The following is a 23,977-nucleotide window of genomic DNA, read 5'->3' as shown; positions in this document are numbered from 1 at the left end:
CTACCCTGAAATCTACGAGTTGGTAATGCTATGATACAATCATTGCCGGGCATTCCCATAATAAAAAACGCTGTTACTGGTCGTTACCTTGTAGGCTATCCGATTTTAAAAGGTACGGCACATTCCTAGTTACAGTTTATTAAAATGATTAATGCTCATTTTCTACACTATTTTATGAATTTTATTCAAATGAGACGGTGTTTACACGAATTTCTCAAAGACCGTTGTTTTTTTTAAATGAACTTTTAGTGCCCTTTTTTTTGACTTTTGTGCCCTATCATTAAAGTGCCTCTTCCCTAATTTTACTGATCGATTAACAAACCCGGTACAAATTCAACTATCGCTAATTAAAACATGCCCGTTATTCCGGCAGCTGTGTTTCGTTGACTTTAATTGTTTTGTTTTCATTAATTGTTTCCTGCTTGCTGAAAAACGACATCTAACCAATTAACAAATAAACCGGCCCAGGCCTGTTTTATCCTATCGAAAAATGAAACTAATGTTAAACTCCGCTTTACGCGGAACGGCAACTGCCTTACCATTATTTTTTTTAATACCCCGTTGGCTTAGGGCAGTTACCAATATAACTGCCTGCACCAATACCTATATATAAGCCTTAAAGCTAACGATAAATAGATCCTCGCTTTACATGGTCACCTAACACTTTCACACGCAATTAACCAAATTATTAATACCGGCAGATTTAAACATCGCCGACCTAACCATTTTTTTATGAAGAAAACTTTAAGTTATTTTTTATGCATTCTTGCAATCCTGGCATTGACAAGGTGCAAGAAGCAACAAATCGCTTCCCCGGACGTTAAATCGCTTGTTAAAACGAGCACTAAAACGCTAACCGCCACCAGTTATCCGAGTTACAATATTTCGCCGCTAGCACCCGATCAAACAGGGATGACCAGTACAGCAACTCAAATCGCTGCAAATATGACGTTGGGTATTAATATTGGCAACACTATGGAAGCCCAATATAACGAAAACGGGTGGGGAAACCCCAATATTACCCAGGCACTCATCGACAGCTATAAACAAAGGGGGTTTAACGCCATAAGGATCCCTTGCAATTGGAATTGGTCACATGTACCAGATTCAACAACTGCAAAAATAGACCCGGCCTGGCTTGCCCGTGTGCAGCAGGTTGTGCAATACTGCGTCAACGATGGGATGTATGCGATATTAAATATACATTGGGACGGCGGATGGTTGGAGCTTAATTGCACTACCACCGCGCAGGCCGCCGTTAATGCCAAACAAAAAGCACTTTGGGAACAAATTGCAACACAAATGCGTGGTTTTGATCAACACCTGCTTTTTGCCAGCGCGAATGAACCTAACGCAACGGATAGCACAGAAATGAGAGTTCTACTTTCTTATCATCAAACTTTTATCAACGCGGTGAGGTCAACCGGCGGACACAACAGCTACAGGACGCTGGTTATCCAGGGGCCCAAAGGAGGTGATATTGTTTATACGAACAATCTGATGAACACAATGCCAACAGATCCGGCATCCAACCGTTTGATGGTGGAAATCCATAACTACACTCCCTGGAACTTCTGTTTGTTGGACGCCGACCAATCATATGGTAACAGGTTTTTTTATTGGGGTTCGGGATATCACACCACCTTCGATGTTGCGAACAATCCGACTTGGGGTGAGGAATCGACCATTAACGAAAATTTCCAAATGATGAAGACAAAATTTGTTGACCATGGAATCCCGGTAATAATGGGAGAATTTGCGGTAATGGACCGAAACCTTATGGGAGACTCTTTAAACTTCAACCTTGCTTCCAGGGCTTATTGGTATAATTACTGTATGCACCAGGCTTCGGGGAACGGTATACTACCATTTCTTTGGGATACCGGGTCTCTCATTAATAGATCGACTTACGCCGTAAAGGATCAACGGGATTTGGCGGCCCTTGTACAAGGGGCACAAACCGGGGCATCCCCGGCATTCCAGGTTGGTAGTGTGTACCAGATTATCAACAGGTATAGTTTTAAGCCCTTGGAGATCGGTGGCTGGGCAACTGCTAATGGGTCGCTGGCAGATCAATGGGAGTATGTAGCCGGAGCAAATCAGCAATTTAAAGTGCAAGCTGCGGCAAATGGCGGCTACATGTTAACGCCTATGCATGTTAGCGGGAAATGTTTAGAGGTATGGGGTTGGTCTGGCGCTAACGGCGGTGCCGTGGATATGTGGGATTATACAGGTACAGGCGGAGCTAATCAAAACTGGTTAATTCAGCCAACATACAACGGGTTCTATAAAATCATCAACGTAAATAGCGGAAAAGCCCTGGAAGTTACTTTAGGGACTGATCCCGCAGTTCCATTCAGAAATGGTAGCGCGGTCGACCAAAATGACTACTATGGGGGCAAAAATCAGCAATGGGGATTTGTGAAAATATAAGTAAAAAAAAAATCAATTAGGCTATTTCATAAATTGCCGAAAATCTCTGATGCCTCTGTTTTAAATGAGGCGTTAGAGATTTTTCTTAATGTTAGATGCTGACGGGTTAAGTTGGTTGAAAGATGCAATTCATTTCCATTTCCTAATCTTTAGGAACTACGGTAAATGGGGTTATCACGGAAAGCAAAAACTTGCCTTTTACAGAAAGTCCTTTTTAAGTTGGCTTTCCCCAGCAAAATAATTCGTGTTGATGTAAGTTATTTTTCGATTGTGAGTCAACCGATACTTAATGTTATAAGTACCGCCTTCTTTTTTTGGTGTTTGAGTACCACTTCTTTAATTGTAGCCATACCGACGAAATCCATAAATCCATCCAGGTTTGTACATGGATGCCTTTTCGTTCTTGGTAACAATGATCGATGATATCTTTTGAAACAGGTTTAGATCAATTTATCTGTATTTCTTTAAGCCTTCAAAAAGAATGACAATCGGGGTGTCAATTCTGTTAATGGTTTGCAGTAATTGATCGTGTAGTTCGCGCTGACCAGCGAATCATTCAGAAAATCGAAAAATGATAATTTCCAGTTGATGCTGTGTTTGAATGGCTTGTTAAACAATTGCCAAAGTTCAGCAGCTTTTTCGGTGGCATCCAAATTGATTGCAAAGGGAAAAACGCGGGGCGAAACTCGCTTCGTTATCATGCTCGATAATAATCCGGTAAAACGCTAAACATATATATTCACCTTGAATTTAGCGGGTGATAGCTTATTCTGTCGATAGACCGCCACAAAGCCAGTTCCTCTTTATACCTGTCATAAATTACTTCGCAATTTGTATCAATACGCATAGTCGGCCTATTGTTCAAATTGTAAGCAGGCCATTCTGGAACATCCTTCGCTGCAGGCTTACCCGTCCTGGCAAAAGTCGTCCATAGCTCTGCCATATGATGTGATGCAACAAAGCGCTCAGGCTTGTTCCCGCTCAAAAACCCAGGCTTTGCACCCGGCACTTCGTTATTGAATTTAAACGTAATATCCATAGCATGCGGCGTACCGAAAGGATAATCCGTGTCAGGGATTTTTGCTTCCGATTTATAGCCAAAATTATACAAATATACAGGCGCGCCGTGCTGCTCCGCTTTTCTTTCTGCGATGGCAATCGTCCCCAGCCCCATCATATTAATTGATTTTACAGCCATCCAAATGTCGCTTGCCGACGCGTTCGGCAGGGTTCGCCTGTAGGTCTCAATAATTTTTTTCGTATCAGCGCCAAACTCCGGTTCAAATTTTGCCTGTAATGCGTCAAATGTAAAATCGCTTTTCAGCGGGCCGACATCGTGTGAATACATGGCAAAAAATGCCCATTCATCTTCATTCCAACCGGTCATCAGCGGTTTATCCTTTGATATCTTCGGCGCAAACGGATCAAAAGGATCATGTGGCAGTGCAACACCATCTACCACCGGCGCAAAATTATTAGGAACAAAACCTACAACGCCGTGTTTGCGGATGTAGTCGCTGTTAGCCATAAGGCGGGGAACTTTATTTTGAACATCGATCAGATCCTTAACTGGGACGTCGAGGATTTTTTTCCAGTCTTTCAGATCGATGTTGAGTTCCTGGAATACCAGCTTGGTCATTTCCACTGCCGCTTCTTTTGGCAGCATCCTTAGCCCCGGGCCGCTTTCGATGGAGGCTTTGTTAAAATAGGGTGCAGCCGCCGGCATCGCATATAAACAGCTTGTTTTTGCCCCGCCGCCTGATTCTCCAAATATCATCACGTTCTCAGGGTCGCCCCCAAATGCCGCAATATTCTTTTTCACCCATTTTAAACCATCGACGATATCCAGGAGGCCATTATTACCAGAACCCGCATATTCCGGGCCTGCAATATCTTCGAGATACAGAAAAGCCATCAGCCCTAACCGGTGGTTTGTTTCCACAACTACTACATCAAAGTATTTTGCCAGGTTTGCACCGTCCTGACCGGGTGCCGCGCCGGAGCCATTTGCAAAACCGCCGCCATGATTATAAACCATTACCGGTCGCTTTTTGCCGTCGTTGGCCGGTGTCCAGATATTAAGAAACAAGCAATCCTCTCTTGACGACGGATTGAAAGTATCGCCCTGAATAGCTGGCGGCCCGAACTCCAGGGCATCCCTGACACCTTGCCACGGTTCCAGTTTGGCGGGCCTTTTAAACCGCCTGTCGCCCGAGAGCCTTCCGGCGTAGGGAACGCCCTTAAATAAGCAAACCCCATCCTTTCTTACACCCCTAAGCTTGCCTTCAGCCGCCTCAACTATTATGAATTCCTCATCGGCCTGAACTGAAGATCTCGCAAACTTAGGAAGGGTAATAGCCGCGGTAATAACTGACAACTGCCCTAAGAATTTCCTTCTGTTTGACACGTACATAATTTTGTATTAAATATTTTGACCAGATGCTTATTCAGTTAATTCTTTGTTTTTTGCGCCCCATCCCAATGTTCCGCCAGTTTGCCGTTTTCAATTCTAAACATGTCGCACCATGTTGTAGTATAGGTTTTCGTGCTGTCGGTTGGTTCCGGCAATTTCGCGGCAAAACTTATTACCACCAGGTCACCCTCGGCTACAATAGCTACAACAGGCGCTTTTATGGTGTCGACAATTGGCCTCGGCTTTGCAAATTTTGAAAATAATTCAACAAATCCTTTTCGTCCTGTGGGAACATTTGGGTTATGCTGTATATAGCTTTCGGCGAGATATTTATCTGCCAATTCAAGATGGCCGGCTTCCAGCACTTCCCGCCAGCAATCATACACAAGTTTTTTATTGGTTGCAAGTTTAGGGTTGCTGCTTTGCAGCAAGGATTTTTGATTTCCAAGCGGTATTACAGGCAACTGAGCATAAGCCTGGCGAGTGACAAAAGTAGTTAATACAATGGCAATGATGTATTTCTTCATTATATTATTGCTTAAGAAAAATACAGGTTTAATCGCGTACAGACCCGAAGCATATCATTTCTTATCAGATTATAGCTTTGATAGGATAATTTGTGTGCATCGGGCTGACAAAGGAAAGTAAATTGCTTGATCGGCATTATCAATTAGCTTTCGCAAACTCGCCGTCAGCTGCAATTTCTACCTCGTCGCTCACAAGTACATTGGGAGTGCCCGAACCAATATCAAAGTCTGAACGCTTTAATGTACCCCTCAATTTAAAACCGGCATCGTTTTTCTTGCTATTTGGGTTTTCTTTTGTGCCACGGTACCAAAGGTCCATTGTTACAGGCTTGGTAACGCCATGCATGGTTAGGTTGCCGGTAAGCTTATACTTGTTCGCTCCATCTGCCTTTATTGATGAGCTTTTGAAAACGATAGCCGGATATTTTGCAGCATCAAAAAAGTTAGCACTTCTTAAATCATTATCCCGCATTTCAACTTCGGTGTTGATTGAAGACACGTCGGCTGATAGCTCAAAAACGGCATCGCTAAAATCGGGTTTGGCCGCTGTTATGGTCACATCAAATTTTTTGAACAAACCATCCACATCCGAAAGTAAATGATGAGTAACAGTAAACTTAAGTTTGGAATGCATTTTATCATTTTTCCAGGTGGTGGTTTGGGCAAATAACGAGGTTTGTAAAAGCAGCATCACCGCAGATAGTAATAATTTCTTCATGTTTTAATAATTGGTTTTTTAGTTAAACGAATGCTTCAGCGCCGACAAACCTGCGTTTTAACGCTTAATTTGATAACAGGAGCTTCGGCATAAAAGTAGCGTGAAACCTGTTCCCTTATCTTGACATGAATCAAGAAATAATATTGATTTCGATCAATGCTTCAGTCTTTTTTTACAAAGATTTTTTTCCTGACACGGCTTAGCGTTTCAGGTGTTGACCCAAGATATGAAGCGATCATGTGTTGTGGTACCCGCTGCGTAATATCCGGATATATGCTTAAAAGTTTGGTGTATCTTTCTTCAATCGACAACATAAACATGTCTGTTAATCTTTTTTGCAGCGACATATAGGCACCGCGGTACTGCATATAATTAAATTTGTAAAATCCGGGAACTGCGGTTTCCAGATATACATGTGCAGCTTTGCTTATTAATATCAATTCAGAATCTTCCACAGCCTCAATATTCAGATTGGAAATATCTTCTATTATGAAACTATTTAGGTCAGATATAAACCAACCCTCCGGTGCAAATTGTATAATGTGTTCGTTATTTTTTTTGTCCACCAGGTAAGAGCGGAGCATACCTTTACACACAAAGGCCACCGATTTACAAACTTCTCCTTCTTGCAACAGATATTGATGTTTTCTCAGTCTCTTTACACTGATATGCTGCCTGAAAATTCCTTTGTCAGCTTCTGTCAGTGTTATCGCTTTTGAAAGTTTATTAAAAAAATTATCGAGCATGATTAGAGCACTAAATTAGCAATTTTTTGCCTCTTGATTACCAGTATATTGTCCAATATTTCCGGCGCCCGGCTAAAAGAATTTCGCGAAATGGAGTTGATGTGATTTGCCTGGCAACTGTATCAATGCCATTAAATATGGTGCACAAATCAGTGGTCGCTTATATCACCCTAAAATTGGATATGTGTTTATTTCACGATTAAATAAAGTTAATCTTTTAGCGATGAATAAGCAATCCAGACTGACTTAGTTGTGACATTCCCCGGGATCGGGCTGCCGCTAAATCTTTTTAAAATGGTTGCAGTTGCGAAATCTTTCGTACTTGGTTTGCCTCCGACTAGAGGGCTTAAAGTAAATCCATTCGATTCGAACATACGTTTTCATAAATAAAAAGACTTGTTTTTTCCCTTTTTTTGTATATTTGAATATAGCGTTTGCAGCTATATACTTATAAATAAAAAGTGGTGAGTAATTCGGTGAGTACGAATTGAAAACCATTCAAGATATCAAATAAGCGCAGAAAATTAACGTTAAAACAAATCCCCAACTCTCCGCCAAGTATTATTCAATTAGGATCAAAAGCGCTGTAAATGAATTATTTACGGCGCTTTCTGTTTTTAGCCCTCACCAAATTAAACCAATCAATCGCTTTGTTCTGGTGCCCAGTGGGTGACCTTTTAAAGGTAATCCTGGATCAAGCAGAAAAATTGTGGGGGAATTAAAAAAGTGTTTGCTTTGCAGGCAGAAATAAAAACGTCCACACTTGTCAGCTGCATACGAAACACTTGTCCGCCTTATCTTGCCCGAAAGGCTTTTGGAATACTTCGAACTTACAGATGTCCGCTCCTCAGAGAACGGCCAATTGAACATTTACCTTGAGGAAAAGAATCTTCCGCCAGCAGGCTATGACAAGCAACAACTTGAGTCGAAAGGATTCTTACCGGAGACAGCTATCCAGGATTTGCCTATCCGGGGCCATAAAGTAGCTCTTTGCATTAAAAGGCGCAGATGGGAAGTTAAAGCAAGTGGTGAGATCATCACAAGGGACTGGAACTTAGTTAGAAAAGGAGCGCGAATGACAACGGAATTCGGCACTTTTTTAAAAGGTATATTTGGATAATAACCCGATCAGCTGTCATTTGTTAGGGCGGCTTTATACAGTTGATGGCAAACAGCTACAGCAGCAATACAAAGGCTTTCTGAGCGATTTTCATAGCTGGGATCAAAAAGAACATGCAGATGAATGGATGCTGTTTGAACAAAACATAGGGCCATCGCTAAGCATAGACGAAACAGCATTGAGCAATGGTGAACTCTATACCATTATCACCAATAAGGAAGCTAAAGGTGGCAAGAAGGCAATTGTAGCTATGCTAAGGGGCACACAAACGGAGCAGATCATAAAAGTTATCGAACGCATACCGCTGCGTAAAAGGAATAAGGTAAAAGAAGTGACGATGGATATGGCGGCAAACATGATCAAAGCTATCCGCAGGTGTTTTAGCAATGCGAGCCGTGTGATCGACAGGTTCCATGTGCAAAAATTAGCATATGATGCACTACAGGAAGCTCGTATAAAATATCGGTGGGAAGCGCTGGATGCAGAAAGCAGGGCAATTGAACAAGCCAGGCAAAATAAGCAATCTTATCAGCCTGAGCTATTCAGCAATGGCGATACACTAAAACAATTGCTTGCCAGAAGCCGCTACCTGTTGTTTAAGCATCAGTCCAGGTGGACTGCCGCACAAAAGAAAGAGCCGATCTGCTTTTTCCACGATACCCGGAACTGCTCAAAGCTTATAAACTGGCTATAGGATTGGGTAATATATTCACCATCTGCAAAAGCAAGCAAATCGACTTTAAAAGATTAGCGCTATGGTATAATCATGTGGAGAATGCCGCAATTGATGCATTTAAGACCGTCGCAAGATCTGTTCATCAACATTATGAATCTATCCTGAATTTCTTTGATAACAGGAGCACAAATACCTCTGCCGAATCTTTTAATGCGAAAATAAAAGCTTTCAGAGCTACTTCAAGAGGTGTTAGGGATACTACTTTCTTCTTATTCAGATTAGCTAAAATCTATGCTTAACCTCTTAATCCCACAACTTTTCTGCTTGATCCAGAAAATCTATGCTTAACCTTTTAATCCCACAACTTTTCTGCTTGATCCGTAATCCTACAGGTCACCAGAATGCTTATAAGTCGCTGTAATTGAGCTTGCTCATTATTTAAACATCTTGATTTCAGTAGGATATGTAACTAATTTTATTCACTTAAAAGCTTCAGCGATGAACAAATCTTTTAACCAGCTCTTTTACGTAAAGAGATCAAAAACAAATGCCGAAGGCCTCGCCACATTTACCTGCGTATTACTACCACCGGGCACTTTAGATTGGCGAAGAGGGGTCAATATCACTGGTATATCCAAATTACCGCCTGAAACCGTCATTTTTCAGGGCGCAAAAAAGAACTTAATTGCAGTACATTTCAGTCTTTTTTGCGCCATTATTTTAAGGATTAATTATTTGTTTTCAATACATTAACCCATAAATGCGCCGAAATTAAAAACTAATTTCAGGTAGCCGGATTGGTGTTCCAAAGCGTGCATCCGTAAGGATTAAAAAGGATAAGAATAGATCAGAGTAAAATAAAAACCTATGAAACAGCAACTTAGATGATTTCATAATCTAAAAAAATCACATTTTGTGCAACTAACTGTGCATTCCCGAATCACTTTTTGGATGATTAGAAGCAATTAGTGGATCTATGTGCTTGAAATGAAGTTTTGATAAGAAAACCGACTGTACGCTTTCCGAACCAACACTAACGAGCTCTATCGAATGTGGTCTTCCAAGAACGTTCGCCGCCAAATGAGGTTGATTTTGCATTGGCCTGAACAGAAATAGATTTGCCATCATTGCTCAACTTCCAAACCTCTGTTAGGTTAACAAATTCTTGTTTTTGAGCAATCATCAGGTGCACAATTGAGTTAATAGTCATAGTTTGTCCATCAGCTGACAACTTTACGGTAAACTTCTTTCCTCTTCCAGGGGCATAATCAATTTCGCTTGTTTTACCGTCGAAGACAAGTTTCTCCTGGCTGGTAACAGTCGCTGCGCCAGGAAACGAGCTTGACACTTCTATGGTTAGAAAATTTACCTGCTCTGCTATTTTCATTGTTTTAGCTAGCATACGATCACCTGAGTTATATAAGCAAACAATATTTCCGCCCATACTTATCGACTCTTTGGATTTCCATTCGCCCGAAAAGTCAGCGCGATGAGTGCCGTTTTTTTGCTGAGCCTGTGCGGGGAAATAAATTAATACAACCAGTATGATAGCCAGACTGTACAAAACATTTCTTTTATTTTTCATGTCCCGTTAGAATTGATTCAGCAAATCTACTTTGATATCTTTCAGCGCAACGAATTTGGATTGTAAAGAAAAATGTAAATTTTGTAAATAATATCTTGATAATATGCACTTTAGCTAAAATCCTTTCCATCGGATGCATCGGAAATGGCAAATGAATGCTAAAAAATAAAAACTCGACTGAAAGGCTGGAGTAACTTAAAGGGTTGCACCCATCGGGGTTGGGCGCCAGAAACCATCGCCTTACTTATTAGTGACAACGGCAAAGGGCTGCCTCCTGATTTTAATTTAACCGAGATGTCATCGTTAGGGATGGAGATGATGAAGGCGCTTAGTAAGCAATTGGGAGGTAGTTTTGAAATAACAAGCAACTCTGGCGTAACAGTATTGGTAATATTTAAAGTTGAAAACCAGATGAGGAGAGCGTCTTGCCAATAAGTCGATCCAGTTTTTAAAGCGATTTCATCCCATTTAAAAGTGTTAAAAGCGGACTAAGGGTTTCGATTGAGATCCCCTCCGGCTCCACCGCGGAACTCCGCCAAATTTTGACTACGCTGCTCCCAAAAAGCAGCTTTTTACTTACATAAAGCGCGTGTTCTTTTTGAGACCCTTTTTTACAGGTGCAGCATGCAGTACATTCCTTGTCCGGGAATTGTGCTTCAGGGTATTCATGGCAGCTGTTGCAATACTTTAACGAGAGCGATTTACGGTCGTTTTTTTCTGCTGATTGCCCTGTTCCTAACGCGCCGCAGCCAAATTGGGAAGCGCAACCAATTGCGCCAATCAGTGATTAGAAATAGTAATTATCAAGATATGGTAATCCGACAGCATTAGTTCTGAATGAGTTAGCAAGATCTAAAACAGGCTGAAAAAGCCCGCAGCAACCCAAATGGGCTCTTGTACGGATAATTAATTACCCTCTTTGCTGTCGTAAATGGCAGTTACTATAAATTGATTTACTGCGACGGCTGGTATCGTAATTGTGCTTGTTCTGCTCAATCTTGCTATATTGATGCCCAAAAACTTTCCGGTGATATCAAATACGGGCCCTCCGCATTCCCCAGGCTTTATTCTTGCATCATGAACGAATACGTTCCCGAACCCATCTTTTCGAATGCTTTTTCCACCTGTGAAATGGTCGGCCGGATGATTGGTAATTTTTTGGGGTGGATATTTTAGGGCGACTTTTTTTATCATCTTTTCTCCCATATGACTGATTGCCATTAAAGTAGTATCGCCGGCGCGGAATTTTTGAAGTGCTTTAAACATATCCAGATCGTCATTTACAGTTTTGTCGTCAATTGCTAAAAGCTCATCGCCGGTTGTTAGCCCGGCAGCCTCAGCCGCGCTGTTGGGCTGAATAAAAGTAAATAATAACGCCTGTCCCTTTTGCCGGGCAACAGCTCCCAAATAGCCGTAGCTGGTTATTTTTGGCAGGCTTACGCCAATGCTCCCCAAAACGCTGCTACAATAGTGAGAATCAGCGCGAACAGAAATCAAAAAACTGCCCAAATCGTTATTGCTAAGTGTATCTGCCAGCAACATTCGAAGTTTGATACCTTCCTTCCCTAACTTTGAAATGGGCAATAATATCACAAGGTCATTAATTCTGTCTCGTCTGATAATATTTGCCTTAACAGTCTTGCCGCCCGATAGTGTGATAAAAGGATCCTCGCCAATCATTGAACTTTTAGTCAAAACGACATCTGAATTTTTGAAGGCAGCTTTTACGTTGACATCATCTAAAGAAAAAATAGTCCCCGCTATAGTCTGTTCCTTACCATCAATAACACTCTTAATATTTACACAAGTTGTTTTAAAACGCTTGTCCACACTTTTAAAATACTTATCTGGATTTTCAGCTATCGGAAAATTATTGGCCGGCCGATTTTTTGAAATTACATTTGTATCCAAAGGCAGGGAAGTATAATTCTCTAAACGGGTTAGTGCTGTATAATATTTACGATAGGTATCTACGGGGATTTCATAATTAATATCCTCCGACTGTTCGATGCCGCTATGGATTCCGATCAAACGGCCAGACAGATCAAACAGGGGGCCGCCTGAATCTCCGGGTTCCATCACACAAGTTGATTCCATAAAACCATACCTGTTATTTAAATTGGTGATATGTCCAAATCTTACATCGGGCTTGCGTTGTTCCAGGCTTTCCGGATAAGCAATGCTAATACATGGCTGATTGATTTTGATATCTGAATACCAGCCCATTTCGACAAATGGCCAGTCCCCTTTTTGGATTATCTTGAGCATGGCAGCATCCGGCAGCATAAATGTTGGCGGAATGGTAATACGGCCCAAACCACGGGCCAGGCACATTTTCCCATCGGGAAATATTACCTGGTAGGTTTTGCCGGGCGTTACCACATGTGCTGCGCTTAGGATCTCTCCTGCTTTGGAGACTACAACACCACTAAACTGCGCACTCATCCGGCTATACTGCAAAGTATCATATTCCCACATCAATACACTGGCAGCATAACCTTTTTTTATCGCAGCTTTTATATTGTCCTGTAGTTGCGTAGCTCCGGGCTTTTGTATCCGCTTATCAACATTCTGCGCATTAATAGCCTGCAGGTTCCATAAGCACTGCAGGAAAAAAAATAATAAAAACCGTTTTGTCATTATACATTATAATTGAACCGTAGCGTTGTCCAAACGCTGCTGTTTGGGCTACCTGCCGATGTAAAAAGAGCCGGTATTAAAACCGGCTCTCCGGAAATTAAACTAAAAACTGATGGAAAACGTCCTACCGGGACTGTCTTTACGATAGCCAATGCTATCCTTTTATAATTTCTTAACTGTTAAAGATCTTTTTGAGCTGTATATCGATATCAGACGCAGTGGGATTTATTAAAATCACATTCCCCTCAGCATTAAGCACAATTGCAAAGGGTACCGACTGGATACCTAAAGCATTCATCATCACTGATGCATCTTTGCCATCCTCATATTTATCTATTCCCTGTTGCCAGGGCATCGCTTCTTTAAGCATGGCGTTTTTCCAGGCTTTATTGTTTTGATCAATTGAAATACTAACTATCTCGAATCCTTTAGCATGGTATTGTTTATATAACTCCTTAAGGTGCGGAATAGCCGCCCTGCACGGCATACACCACGAGGCCCAGAAGTCAACCAATACCACTTTACCTTTAACCGATGACAATTTGATGGATTTACCACCGGCAGTTTGTAACTCAAAAGCCGGCAATCGTTTCCCAACTATTAAATTTTGATTTGCTGTAACAGTATCCTGTTTTTTTAATGATGAAGCTTTTCCCTCCGCCTTCCATCCGGTGCTTAGGGCAAGCGCTACGGGTATTACCAACAACAACCTTTTAAAGTTTATTTTCATTGGGCTGGATTATAAAACCTGTATTTCAATTATTTTTCTTTTTGGCGGGAAACACTTGTTATTATCACAAACCTGGTAGTAAAGCCCGCATTTGATTACCATGCCGCGTTTTAATGAAGCCGCGCTTATTTCCGTTTTAAATGTTGCTTTGTCCTCCCAAACAAACATGCCTTCGCCACCGACAAATGGAACACCGGCCGATGCTTGCCACTCGCCGCTTGTTACACCTTCGGGCAACTCAATAATGGGTTGTGTAGTAATAAAAGGGCTGTCTTTAGGTACATAAGCGTAAATATGCCAGCCTTGCAAGATTTCCGCTTTAACAACTACCTGTTTTTTACCATTTGCTTCATCAACCAACGTGGCGCTCACTACCACCGGATCGGCACGGGTTGGTGTTGTTACGCCGTTTGCAGTTTTAATGTCGCCGGTTGATGCGGGTGCTATTGCCGCCGTTTCTGTTTTATAGGTATTCACCATAAACTTAAAACCTCCGGCTTCGGTATAATAAAGGTTCGGTTTGTTTTTGGTTAACCAAATGCGCCATTCTTTGGCAGATGTGAATTTTTCGGTGGTATATCTTTCCAATACCCTTTGGGCCAGGGCAGGCTCCTCTCCTTTCTCAAGCATGCTGATACATTTTTCAAGCAGCTCAATTTTACGGTTGGAGATCCCCAGTTTCTTTGCATCCTCATCCACCTGTAACGAGTAAGCATCAACCGGATAAAAATACTCGAGGTTATCCCGATAGTACTTATGATAGGCCTCTACGTCAGTACCAAAAGCATCATACATGCCGCTGCCGGTCCAGCTTTTAAGGTATTCATCAAAACTTTGTACATCATCGGATACCGGCATCTTTAAAAACGCCTCGTTACCTTTACCAATGTCCTCGCCTTTGGCTTTACGGTCTTTAAGTTCCTGCTGCATTTTTAGCAAGCGTGCGTTGCCTTCTTTCCGGGCTATCAGCGTTTTTTGGTATAAAGCTTTATCGCTACGGTAAATCATTTCATTTACCCACTCACGGTTTTCAATCTGTACTTTTTTCATGATGGGCGCCTGGTGATCAAACTTTTTGATGTAGCAAACTGTGTTCACAAATACATCTTTAGCTTCATCGGTCATATGATTTGGCGAAGCAGAAAAGCCCCACATAAAATAATTACCCTGACGACCTAACGCTACTGCTTCAGCATTTTTTAAGCAAACACCGCCACTTATAGCTTCGGCATCCGGCGAATCATTAAATCCCTCGCCATGTGCCACCATGCCGATAATGTATTTTTCCTTAGCTGTAGGATCCTCTTTAATCACCTTCCACATAGGCAGTTCCTTCGGGGTAGTTGCTCCCTGAAAGCCGTTAAAAAAAGAACCCGGCGTAGGCCTGTTAACTAAAGTTAACTTCACTTTTACAGGTGTACTAAATATGGCATGACTGGTTTTGATGTTCAGCGCATCGTCTTCCAAACACTGACAATACCAATCAAACTTAAGTCCTATCGGCATGCCCACATCGGGAGCCAGCTGATGCATCAAAATAATAGGCCTGTCAAAATTGGCAGGTAATTTTATCGGCCCCGCATCGGCAATTGTTACGTCGACATTGGCAGACATCGAAGCATCGTAATCCCTCACATCCACAACTTCAACTTTGTCAAAACGCGTTTCTAAAAAAGCCTTAAAATCGGCCATACGGGTTTTCCAGGCCTCATCTACCGCGCCTACTGCTGTGCTGTAGTATGTAATATGTTCGGGCTTAGGTTTTGCCGGATCATATCCTACATATAAAACATGGAGTGCTATTTTGCCCGCTCCGTGTTTTATGACGTTACCCAAAGAGGCTACGCTAAACATAACACAAAGCAGAAAAGCCGAAGTGATCTTTTTCATACCTGCTTAATTAAAAAGTTCGGCAAGTTTATGATTGAGGTCTTCCCCGCGCAGATTTGTGCTAATAAGTTTGCCGTCGCGGTCTACCAGGAATGTAGCAGGTATAGCCGAAACGCCATAAAGACGGGCAACGCTGTTGTTGTTGCCATTCAAGTCGCTAACCTGCGGCCATGTCATACCCTCCTGTTGCAGTGCTTTCAGCCATTTGTCACGGCTATTGTCAAGCGATACCGAAAGGATTTCGAACCCTTTATCCTTGTACATTTTATACTGACTTAACAGATTTGGGATTTCCTGACGACAAGGTGAACACCAACTTGCCCAAAAATCGACCAAAACGATTTTACCTTTATAATCGGCTAACGATAAGCGTTTGCCGGCAGGGTTGACCTGAGTAAAAACCGGCGCCGGGCCACCTATTTTTAAACGGTAATGTGCATCAATAAATTCTTTGATAGTTTTACCATTATCAGTTGCCTGGATTGCCGGACTGAAAGTTTTGAACACCTGTTCGGCTACTGTAACCGTTTTTTCATTAGATGCAGTGCCGAACAGAGCTACCGGTGCAAAGAACGAATCGGGGTGCGTTTTGGCAAAATCGAGATTTTTGCGCTGAAAATCGGCAATCATTTTATAGTGATGGCGGGCAACCGAGTTGGTAAATGCGGTATCATTCACCAACTCGGGCGCTGCCGCAATTTCAGCATTAGAAATATGATCGATGTCCCATGGCATCGGTCCTACAGCTTTAACATAAGCCGAATATTCATCATATGTTTTGGATCCGCTCATCTGGGCGTTTGCCAGGGAATCTTTAGAAACTATATTAAGCGTTTCATTAGAAAAATTAAAGTAGAGAATATCGCCGCCATGGGTGGCAATTTCCCGGCCGGCGCCTTTATGATCAAGTGCAAGGCGTACAGAACTGTATGGGTTCATCCTACCTGTGAAATGAAAAGCGCCGTTAACTAATGTGGTCGAATCTTCATGCCCCTTGCCGTCTGTCATAAAGCTTAAATAAACTTTCTGACCGTTGAGATTGCCAATCTGCCCATTAATAGCGAACTGGTTAGTTTGGCCGGCGGCGTTCAACGCAGCCATGCTCAAAATTAAGTTTAGTAGTTTTTTCATTTCTTTATATGTTATACATCGAGTCGACAGGTTACGTTATACTTTTCAAGGATGAAACGCTCTTGTTAATGTCATGACTGCGGCCAGCAACACAAAAATCATTCATGCTGTTGGTTAATCTTTTATATGGTTTTGATTAGTTAGTTTTTTATCTGCTCACAATGTCAATCGGTTCGCCCGGTATACCGGTTATTGTTTTGGTGATATTACCGGTTTTAGAAACACTTACGTCAAGCGTATAAACTGCCCCATCTGCGCCAACAGTAAGGGTGTTGTCATCCAAACTGATCTTCATCATGGATACCTTTTTACCGCCAAAGTCTGCGTCGAGCTGTCTTATATCTTCATTAATTGGGTTATAGCGGTAAATTTTCCCTTTTGATGAAAAATAAAACACATTTAAGCTATTCACCACCCATTTGGTATTATCATCAATTAAGGCGCTGCCTTTGAATGTGCGTTTGCCCAGCCCTTTAAATGTCCGGTCATCCCCCATAGGGTAGCTAAAACTTAGTTCGGTTATTGTACCTGTCGCTGTTTTAAAGAAAGCATAGGAAGGGCCACCTTCTGTAGGTTTCATGAACAACAAATTATCGTATCCTACATTTTTAGGGTCAAAGCCAGTGCTTGCGGTATCAATTTGGTAATTGGTGCCAGAGTAAGTACCATCGGCCCCGAAGGTAATAAAGGCTTTTCCTTTAAGATTGTAACCGATAAAAAACGAGCTTCCATGTGTAAAATATTTAGACATGGTGTAATCGCCGCCCTGTTCGTTGGCAAATTTGCCGTAGTCATCAGCAAATGGCGCTGTTGAGGATACACCTACATATAGCTTAGCATTGATAACTCCCGTTGGCACTGTCCCCATTTGTACAGGGCCTAAAAATGGCTCCAGGTAACCTGTATTGATAACAGCCGGCGGCGAGAAGAATTGCGCTGCAAAATCTGTTCGTTTTAATAAGGTACTGGCGTCAAGCACCACTCCGCTTTTATTAGGATCGTTGCTTAGCACCCAATATTCCTCTTTGGTATTGGGTTGATAAGGCAGTGGTTTTGAATAGTACAACTGAACCGGATTGATAGGCAAATCGCCTTTATTAAGTGATTTATAAATATCGCCCAACACTGTTTTATCCGGTTTTACGAATGATAATTTGGTAACCCCATTATCGTTACTCAACACCAAAATACCTGCCGAGAACTGCGTCGTACCTGTAATTTTGAAAGGGAACGTATAAAATAATCCATTCCGTTTGTCGGTAATGGTGAGTTTACATGCGCGGTCGCCGGGGCCTAAATTGTAGACCATTTTCAGAGGGTAGCCTTTGTAAACTGCTTCCCGCAGTTCTTCTTGTACGGTGATGTGCCATTCAAAATCAAGATCCTTTAAGGGATCCGCACCGGCCAAAGTAACCTTGGGGTTTATGGTGAGCGTATCGCCGAGCAGGGCTGCAAATGTGGCGTTATTAATGCCGGTAACTACCGGCTCTGAAGGTGGCGAGTATACATAATTGCCGAGGTCTTTTTTACATGAAGTATAAAATACCGTTATGAGCGCCAATATAGCTATCGATTTAAATTTCATGACCTAAGTGTTTAATTGATAATAACCTGCTGACCATTTTCATCAACAAAAAAGTACTTGCCTGCCTGCGCATAATACTTGAGGTAAAACTTCTTACCGGGCGAAGAAGAACTATAAAAATCATAATCGTTGCTTCCATCGGCCCTTTTGGTAAGTATGTAGCCTTTTTCGGGATATCGCGCTACCCAGGCAAAAGGGTCATTAATAAAGGTCCTCACGTTATCTATATAATACAGTGTGCGCGGAATCTGCAGATAAGCGTTCGGTTTTGACATATCAACCAAATCGGTAGTACCCGAAGAGATCAGGAACAATTGGTGTTTTATCCTGCTGTAAGAACCCAGATTACCCATCCAGTAAATCCACCAGGCCGGTTGTTCCAGCCGCGACGAGTAAAGGATCGACTTTTCCCGCAATGCCGCCGGGAGCGATGAGTTAAAATCCTGCCCACCCGAAACAAGAATGGTAAGCATTACTGATTGATTTGCAAGTTCCGGATCACTGTTCTTGATGATCACGGGCATTTTTACCGTGCCCGAATCAGCAGGCATTGTGTACGATGGCTTAAGCGCTTCATAGTGCAATCCTGCTTTGGCGGTGGTAGCCGTGTCAACTACGGTTATTACAAACTTCCTTTCACTTTTTGTCCTTTGCCCCGAAATGATTATCGGTATCCAAATAGTGTCCTGTGCCAGGGTAGGATTATAGGCAAAGGAATAGGTTAATATCGAAGTATCCTGGTTGCCATCTTTATCCTTGTAATTCAGGTAAATGTTATCCCTGGAGCCATACGTAAGTAATTGGTCTTTTTTGCAGCTAAAAAGAGCCGCTATGACCACTAAAACATAAAATATATTTCTTTTCATTGTTATAAATGGTATGGGATCAATTATTGTAAGCTGTTTCGTCGTCGGGAACCGGGAACACGTAAATACTGTTTGATGCCGGATAGATCTGGCCGCTGGCCGCCACTATATCAAGGTTCAGCCGCTTATACATATAAAATATCTGGCTCTCGCCGTAAAACTCTTTACGGGCTTCTTTAACCAACTCATTCATAAAGGCTGATCTGCCTAAAGTATTCGGCAACAAGTCAATGATACCTCTATGGGTACGAACAGTATTTAAGTACTCAATGGCTTTTGTTGGATTGGTATCATAACTTGCCTCTGCGGCTATATAATATGCTTCCGTTAAACGGAAAGCCGGCGCCATTAGCGGATGCAGGTTTACCTGCGGCGAACTGTTAACTAAATATTTTACCAGGTAACTGCGGTTTGGGGTAACATCTGTAGCTGTAAAAAACCATTGCCTGTAGCGCCAGTCCTCTGCACCAACGGTGCTTTTTTCATAGATGTTATCTAACTGCAGCGGGGTTGGCTGATACTGCGCAACGTTGGCCGCACTGAACAAGGTAACGAGTGCATTGTTTTCATTAGCCTGGGGAGCGTACCAGCCAAATACCAACTCGTTGTAAAATACCCTGTCTTTTTGCTCAACGTTATTGTTAAAAGCGTCATCTTTTTGTGTCCAGGGGAATTTATTAGCAGTTATTACATCATTGGCATTGGAGAGTGCGTTCTGGTAGTCATTTTTATACAAGTAAACCCTTGCAAGTTCACCGCATACGGCATAATAGTTAATCCTGTGCCTGCGGTTTTGCAAAAACAGGGTATTACTTGTGGTTTCTGTTTGTTTGCGCCCTGTATAACCACCAGGGTAGGTTTTGTTAGGATATCCAACTATGTAGCCCGGAGAAAGAATAGGATCAGTAGTACTCAGCAGCGCACGTGCATTACGCAGATCAACTATAGCGTTGTTAATTACCTCACCTACTGATGAAAACGGTGTACTTTTAATACTTACAGTAGTTACATAAGGTATGCCTTTAGCATTTGGGTTAGATTTATATGAAGGCCCAAACATGCGTAAAAGATCAAAATGCAGGTACGCGCGCAGGGCAAGTGCCTCGCCTTTAATGATGGCATAGTTATTACCCGAAAATACGGCCTTTTGCTTATCTATTACCTGCAGTATCTCATTGCAGTTACCTATAGCATTGTACACCGACGACCAGATCTGGCTATTTTTATCCTTTAAAATGTTTTGGCTATACTGAAAAGAAGCGATCTTCTGAAAATCGGTATTGGAGAACGTATAGTTCTGCGCCATGATATCCAGGTTGCTGAACGTAAGGTTTCCTGCATACAGGTCTGCCTTTGTACACCTGGAATAAACACCATTTAAAGCCTCTTCAAAACCATCTTCGGTATTAAACAACTGCTCTTTATCTACATCAGATTCCGGCTGTACATCCAAAAACTTTTTACATGATGTAAACATCAGCAAGGGGATTATAAAAATTAAATATCTTTTCATGGTTATGTGTTAAAATGAACCCAATAATGAAAATGTTAAGCTGCGGGCGAAGGGATAATAGATACCCCGTTCTGCCTGAATAGTTGAAGCCCTGAAAATATCGTTTGCTGTGGCTGCCAGCCTCAGATTTTGAAGTCCCAAACGGCGAATAGCATTTGGCTTAAAATCATATGACAGGTAAAGTGACTGCAGCTCAATCAGGTTATCTTTTTGTATAAACCGTGATGATACATAGGTATCGGTGAGGTCGGTAATGTTTTTGAAAAACGTGTGGTCGCCCGGCTGTTTCCACCTTTGCTCCAGTACGCGGCTATCAACGTTAAAGCGAGGGTCGGCATTTTCAACCCTGTCAATAAGGGTTTGGTTAAAAGCCTGGCCACCAAAACGGTAATGAAAGCTAAAACTCAGCATAAACCTTTTGTATGATACCGTGCTGCCAAAAAATCCTTCGGCTTTTGGCGTAGTATTACCTACCTCCTGCACATCCTTAACATCCCACACATAGGTTAGGGTACCATCTTTTTTTACCAGGATCTCTTTGCCGTTTTCAGGATCAATACCCAATGACTTAACCGCGTAAATGGTGTTCAATGATTTACCTTCAACATACCGGGTTAGCGGGGTTGAAAAAGCGTTGTTGTCCTTGTTGGTCTGGAAGTTATCGATGTTATTATTAAAGGCTTTAAGTGCATCAGATATGCTCACTATTTTGTTAACGTTATGAGCAAGGTTACCGGTCAGGTTAATGTTCCAGTCGGAGGTGTGGAAAACCTGTGCTACGAGGTAGAGCTCATAACCTTTGTTTGACATATCACCAAGGTTATCTTTATAGGTATTGAAGCCGGTTGACGGCGCAAGGTTAATATCGGTGATCAATCCCTTGGTAAGTTTGTAGTAGTATCTTGGCGAGATGACGATCCTGTCTTTAAACAAACCGATGTCCATACCTACATCGGTTGTGCGGGTTTTTTGCCACTCCAGGTTGCTGTTACCATAGCCTAATATAGTAGCGCCAATACCTGTGGAATACCAGTGTTGTGTATCATACAGGTAGATTGAACGTGATTGGTACGCCGGGAAGCTGATAGAACCAAGGGTAGCAATACTTCCCTTAAGACGCAACTGGCTTATTACATTTGAACCCCGAAAGAAGCTTTCCTTATGAATGTTCCAACCAATCCCTAACGAGCCGAAAGGAGCATAACGTCTGTCGGCGCCAAAAGCCGATGAACCATCAACCCTTACGGATGCATCTAAGAGATATTTGTTTTGGAACGCGTAGTTACCCGAAAAGAAAGCGCCGGCCGTTCTTGACCTGGTTACATCGCCATAAGGGCCTGAGTTTTCTTTATAAATGCGGGCAAAACCTATATTGGTGAACCTATCGTTTGAAAAACCCTGGGCCGAAAATGATTTAACATCAGCCTTTGAGGCTAAAATATTGGCACCTAACACAAGGTTGAAATAATGATCGCCCAGTTGCTTGTTATAGCCGATGGTTACGTTACCGTCGAGGTTAAGGCTAGCATTGGTACCATAATCGTAGGTTCCTTTGTTATTCGCCTGATCGGCGGCAAAATTGTAAAAAACACTGCTTAACGGTGATACATATTTATCAGATGTTGTATTGGTTTTATTTACGCTCATTAATGCCCTTAAACGCAAACTTTTTGATAATTTATAATCGACTGAAAACGACTCCAGGATCTCGGTATATGCCAATTTATCAAAGCTGCTCAGGCTGGCTTCATACAAGGGATTAAATACGTTTTCGGTAATGTATTGATCTTTTCCCTCACGAAAAGTATTTACACGCCAGTTGGCAAGTTCCTGCACCAATCTGCCTGTGCTGTCCCTTATCGGGAAATATGGGTTGGCATTTACATAGGTCGAAAAATCGCCATAAGGAGAATTAGCCTGGTTAACCTGCGTAATGGTCAAATCATTCCTGATGATAAGTTTTGAGCTTGGGTTATAGGTGAAATTAACACCTCCGCTATACCGCGTATTGTCCGAGCCTTTCATAACACCAGGCTGTGTCTGGTAACGCAGATCGATACCATACCGGAACGACTGATCGCCGCCCTGCGCGTATACCGAATGTTTTTGCTGATAGGCATTTCTTAAAGGTTGCGACAGCCAATAAGTATTAACGCCACTTGCAACATTTTTCAGGCGCGTGAACAACTGGGCGTCAAGCTTATCTTGTTGGGTATCACCACTTGTGGATGTTTGGGTATCATATAAACCAACCAATTGTTCATAAGCTACCTTTTGTTTTGCGTTAAGCACATGATAATCTGACAGATCCGGGCCATTAAAAGTAAGCTCATAATTGTATAATAACTGCAACTTTCCGGCAACCGGGGCTTTGGTAGTAATAACCATTACACCATTGGCGGCCCTTGAACCATAAACCGCGGTAGCGGCACCATCTTTCAACAAGGTTACCGATTCGATACGGTTAATATCAAGGTCAGCTACTTTTTGAAGCGATACTTCAAAGCCATCAAGGATAAAGGCCGGCAGGTTATAATTGCTTGAAAGGTTATTGCGGTCAAGTATTTTATCATTGATGGAAGGGATAGCCGTGGCGCCCCTTACGTTTATCTTTGGCAGCTTGTTTGGATCCGAACCGATAAAGTTATTATCAAGTACTTTAAACGACGGATCAAACGAGGCTATACTTTTGATCACGTTTTGCGGATTATTACGCTTCAGATCTGCACCGCTTACCGTGATGGCGTTACCGGTATAATTATCTTTTTTAATAACCTGGTAACCGGTTACCACAATGTCTTTAATGTTATTAATATCAGGCAAAAGCCTCACTACAATCGATTGCCCAGCTACCACTTTAACTTCCGCCGATTTGTAGCCCATAAATGAGAATATTAATGTTTGCCCTACATCTGTCTGTACATTAAACTCCCCCTTGTCGTTGGTTTGGCCTATTACTCCTCTGCCTCCTTTAACAGCAATATTTACACCTGGCAAGGTGGTTTTACTTACCGAATCCAACACACGGCCACTCACCGAAATTTTGCTCATCGGCGCAGCCGGAGCCGGACGGGGTTCGGGTATTTTATTTTGAATTACGATGGTTTTAGAAACAATGGTAAAACTCAGATCAAAATCTTTAAGACACGTGTTAAGCACATCAACAAGCGGCGCGTCATGAAAATTGGCATCCACTGTTTTGCCTTTTATATTTACTTTTTCGCTGTAAAAAAGCAAATAGCCTGTTTGTTGTTTTATATCCTTAAAAACCGATTCGAGACTCCTGTTTTTACCGGATATGGTTACCGTTTGAGAATAACTTGCAGCGGATAAGTGCAACACGCCAACAAGCAACAGTATAGTGGTGAGTTTCAATACTAATAAGAATTTGCACTTTACCCCCC

The 23,977-nt window shown here is 42.1% G+C and carries 17 protein-coding genes and 1 pseudogene; 4 read left to right on the top strand and 14 right to left on the bottom strand.

Going from position 1 to position 23,977, the window contains the following annotated elements; genetic code table 11:
* The first annotated feature begins 912 nt into the window (after positions 1-912).
* The gene (locus ACP26M_RS07115; RefSeq protein ID WP_426587453.1) at positions 913-2,433 is read left to right on the top strand and encodes a cellulase family glycosylhydrolase; all 1,521 of its coding nucleotides are present in this window, start codon (positions 913-915) and stop codon (positions 2,431-2,433) included.
* 464 nt (positions 2,434-2,897) lie between these two features.
* On the opposite strand, the gene ACP26M_RS07110 is transcribed toward ACP26M_RS07115, so the two are convergent.
* From ACP26M_RS07110 to ACP26M_RS07090, 5 genes are all read right to left on the bottom strand, one after another.
* The gene (locus ACP26M_RS07110; RefSeq protein ID WP_426587451.1) at positions 2,898-3,134 is read right to left on the bottom strand and encodes a hypothetical protein; all 237 of its coding nucleotides are present in this window, start codon (positions 3,132-3,134) and stop codon (positions 2,898-2,900) included.
* Between the two features lie 38 nt (positions 3,135-3,172).
* Entirely contained in the window at positions 3,173-4,840 is a 1,668-nt protein-coding gene (locus ACP26M_RS07105) for a carboxylesterase/lipase family protein (RefSeq protein WP_426587449.1), read from the bottom strand.
* Positions 4,841-4,884: 44 nt separating this feature from the next.
* Positions 4,885-5,373, bottom strand: coding sequence for a nuclear transport factor 2 family protein (locus ACP26M_RS07100; RefSeq protein ID WP_426587447.1), 489 nt, complete (start codon positions 5,371-5,373; stop codon positions 4,885-4,887).
* A gap of 139 nt (positions 5,374-5,512) precedes the next feature.
* Positions 5,513-6,091, bottom strand: coding sequence for a YceI family protein (locus tag ACP26M_RS07095; RefSeq protein WP_426587445.1), 579 nt, complete (start codon positions 6,089-6,091; stop codon positions 5,513-5,515).
* Between the two features lie 161 nt (positions 6,092-6,252).
* Positions 6,253-6,837 carry a Crp/Fnr family transcriptional regulator gene (locus ACP26M_RS07090; RefSeq protein WP_426587443.1) on the bottom strand — a complete coding sequence of 195 codons (585 nt, stop codon included), beginning with the start codon at positions 6,835-6,837 and terminating at the stop codon, positions 6,253-6,255.
* A gap of 763 nt (positions 6,838-7,600) precedes the next feature.
* Here ACP26M_RS07090 and ACP26M_RS07085 point away from each other — a divergent pair.
* On the top strand, positions 7,601-7,957 hold the full coding sequence (locus ACP26M_RS07085; RefSeq protein ID WP_426587441.1) for an ISAon1 family transposase N-terminal region protein: 357 nt from the start codon (positions 7,601-7,603) through the stop codon (positions 7,955-7,957).
* Positions 7,950-8,932, top strand: a pseudogene (locus ACP26M_RS07080) (ISAon1 family transposase). Before ACP26M_RS07085 ends, ACP26M_RS07080 begins: the two are co-directional and overlap by 8 nt.
* A gap of 734 nt (positions 8,933-9,666) precedes the next feature.
* On the opposite strand, the gene ACP26M_RS07075 reads toward ACP26M_RS07080, so the two are convergent.
* Both ACP26M_RS07075 and ACP26M_RS07070 read right to left on the bottom strand, forming a co-directional pair.
* On the bottom strand, positions 9,667-10,218 hold the full coding sequence (locus ACP26M_RS07075; RefSeq protein ID WP_426587439.1) for a hypothetical protein: 552 nt from the start codon (positions 10,216-10,218) through the stop codon (positions 9,667-9,669).
* A 906-nt stretch (positions 10,219-11,124) separates the two neighbouring features.
* Complete coding sequence (locus tag ACP26M_RS07070) at positions 11,125-12,858, bottom strand: trypsin-like peptidase domain-containing protein (protein WP_426587437.1); 1,734 nt, start codon at positions 12,856-12,858, stop codon at positions 11,125-11,127.
* Positions 12,859-12,870: 12 nt separating this feature from the next.
* Here ACP26M_RS07070 and ACP26M_RS07065 point away from each other — a divergent pair, with 12 nt between their 5' ends.
* Positions 12,871-13,026 carry a hypothetical protein gene (locus ACP26M_RS07065; protein ID WP_426587435.1) on the top strand — a complete coding sequence of 52 codons (156 nt, stop codon included), beginning with the start codon at positions 12,871-12,873 and terminating at the stop codon, positions 13,024-13,026.
* Positions 13,027-13,030: 4 nt separating this feature from the next.
* On the opposite strand, the gene ACP26M_RS07060 is transcribed toward ACP26M_RS07065, so the two are convergent.
* The 7 genes from ACP26M_RS07060 to ACP26M_RS07030 form a co-directional block, all read right to left on the bottom strand.
* Positions 13,031-13,588, bottom strand: a complete 558-nt coding sequence (locus ACP26M_RS07060) for a TlpA family protein disulfide reductase (RefSeq protein ID WP_426587433.1) — start codon at positions 13,586-13,588, stop codon at positions 13,031-13,033.
* Between the two features lie 9 nt (positions 13,589-13,597).
* On the bottom strand, positions 13,598-15,478 hold the full coding sequence (locus ACP26M_RS07055; RefSeq protein WP_426587431.1) for a protein-disulfide reductase DsbD domain-containing protein: 1,881 nt from the start codon (positions 15,476-15,478) through the stop codon (positions 13,598-13,600).
* A gap of 6 nt (positions 15,479-15,484) precedes the next feature.
* Positions 15,485-16,609, bottom strand: coding sequence for a TlpA disulfide reductase family protein (locus tag ACP26M_RS07050; protein WP_112653651.1), 1,125 nt, complete (start codon positions 16,607-16,609; stop codon positions 15,485-15,487).
* Positions 16,610-16,757: 148 nt separating this feature from the next.
* Positions 16,758-18,194 carry a PKD-like family lipoprotein gene (locus ACP26M_RS07045; RefSeq protein ID WP_426587429.1) on the bottom strand — a complete coding sequence of 479 codons (1,437 nt, stop codon included), beginning with the start codon at positions 18,192-18,194 and terminating at the stop codon, positions 16,758-16,760.
* Positions 18,195-18,205: 11 nt separating this feature from the next.
* Positions 18,206-19,060, bottom strand: coding sequence for a DUF4843 domain-containing protein (locus ACP26M_RS07040; protein WP_426587427.1), 855 nt, complete (start codon positions 19,058-19,060; stop codon positions 18,206-18,208).
* A gap of 19 nt (positions 19,061-19,079) precedes the next feature.
* Positions 19,080-20,573, bottom strand: a complete 1,494-nt coding sequence (locus tag ACP26M_RS07035) for a RagB/SusD family nutrient uptake outer membrane protein (protein ID WP_426587425.1) — start codon at positions 20,571-20,573, stop codon at positions 19,080-19,082.
* Positions 20,574-20,582: 9 nt separating this feature from the next.
* Positions 20,583-23,948, bottom strand: coding sequence for a SusC/RagA family TonB-linked outer membrane protein (locus ACP26M_RS07030; RefSeq protein WP_426587423.1), 3,366 nt, complete (start codon positions 23,946-23,948; stop codon positions 20,583-20,585).
* Positions 23,949-23,977: the final 29 nt, after the last annotated feature.

The sequence above is a fragment of the Mucilaginibacter sp. R-33 genome (assembly GCF_049949235.1).
GTDB lineage: Bacteria > Bacteroidota > Bacteroidia > Sphingobacteriales > Sphingobacteriaceae > Mucilaginibacter.
Note: the sequence above shows the minus strand (reverse complement) of the source record. Positions and strands in the feature narration are given on the sequence as shown.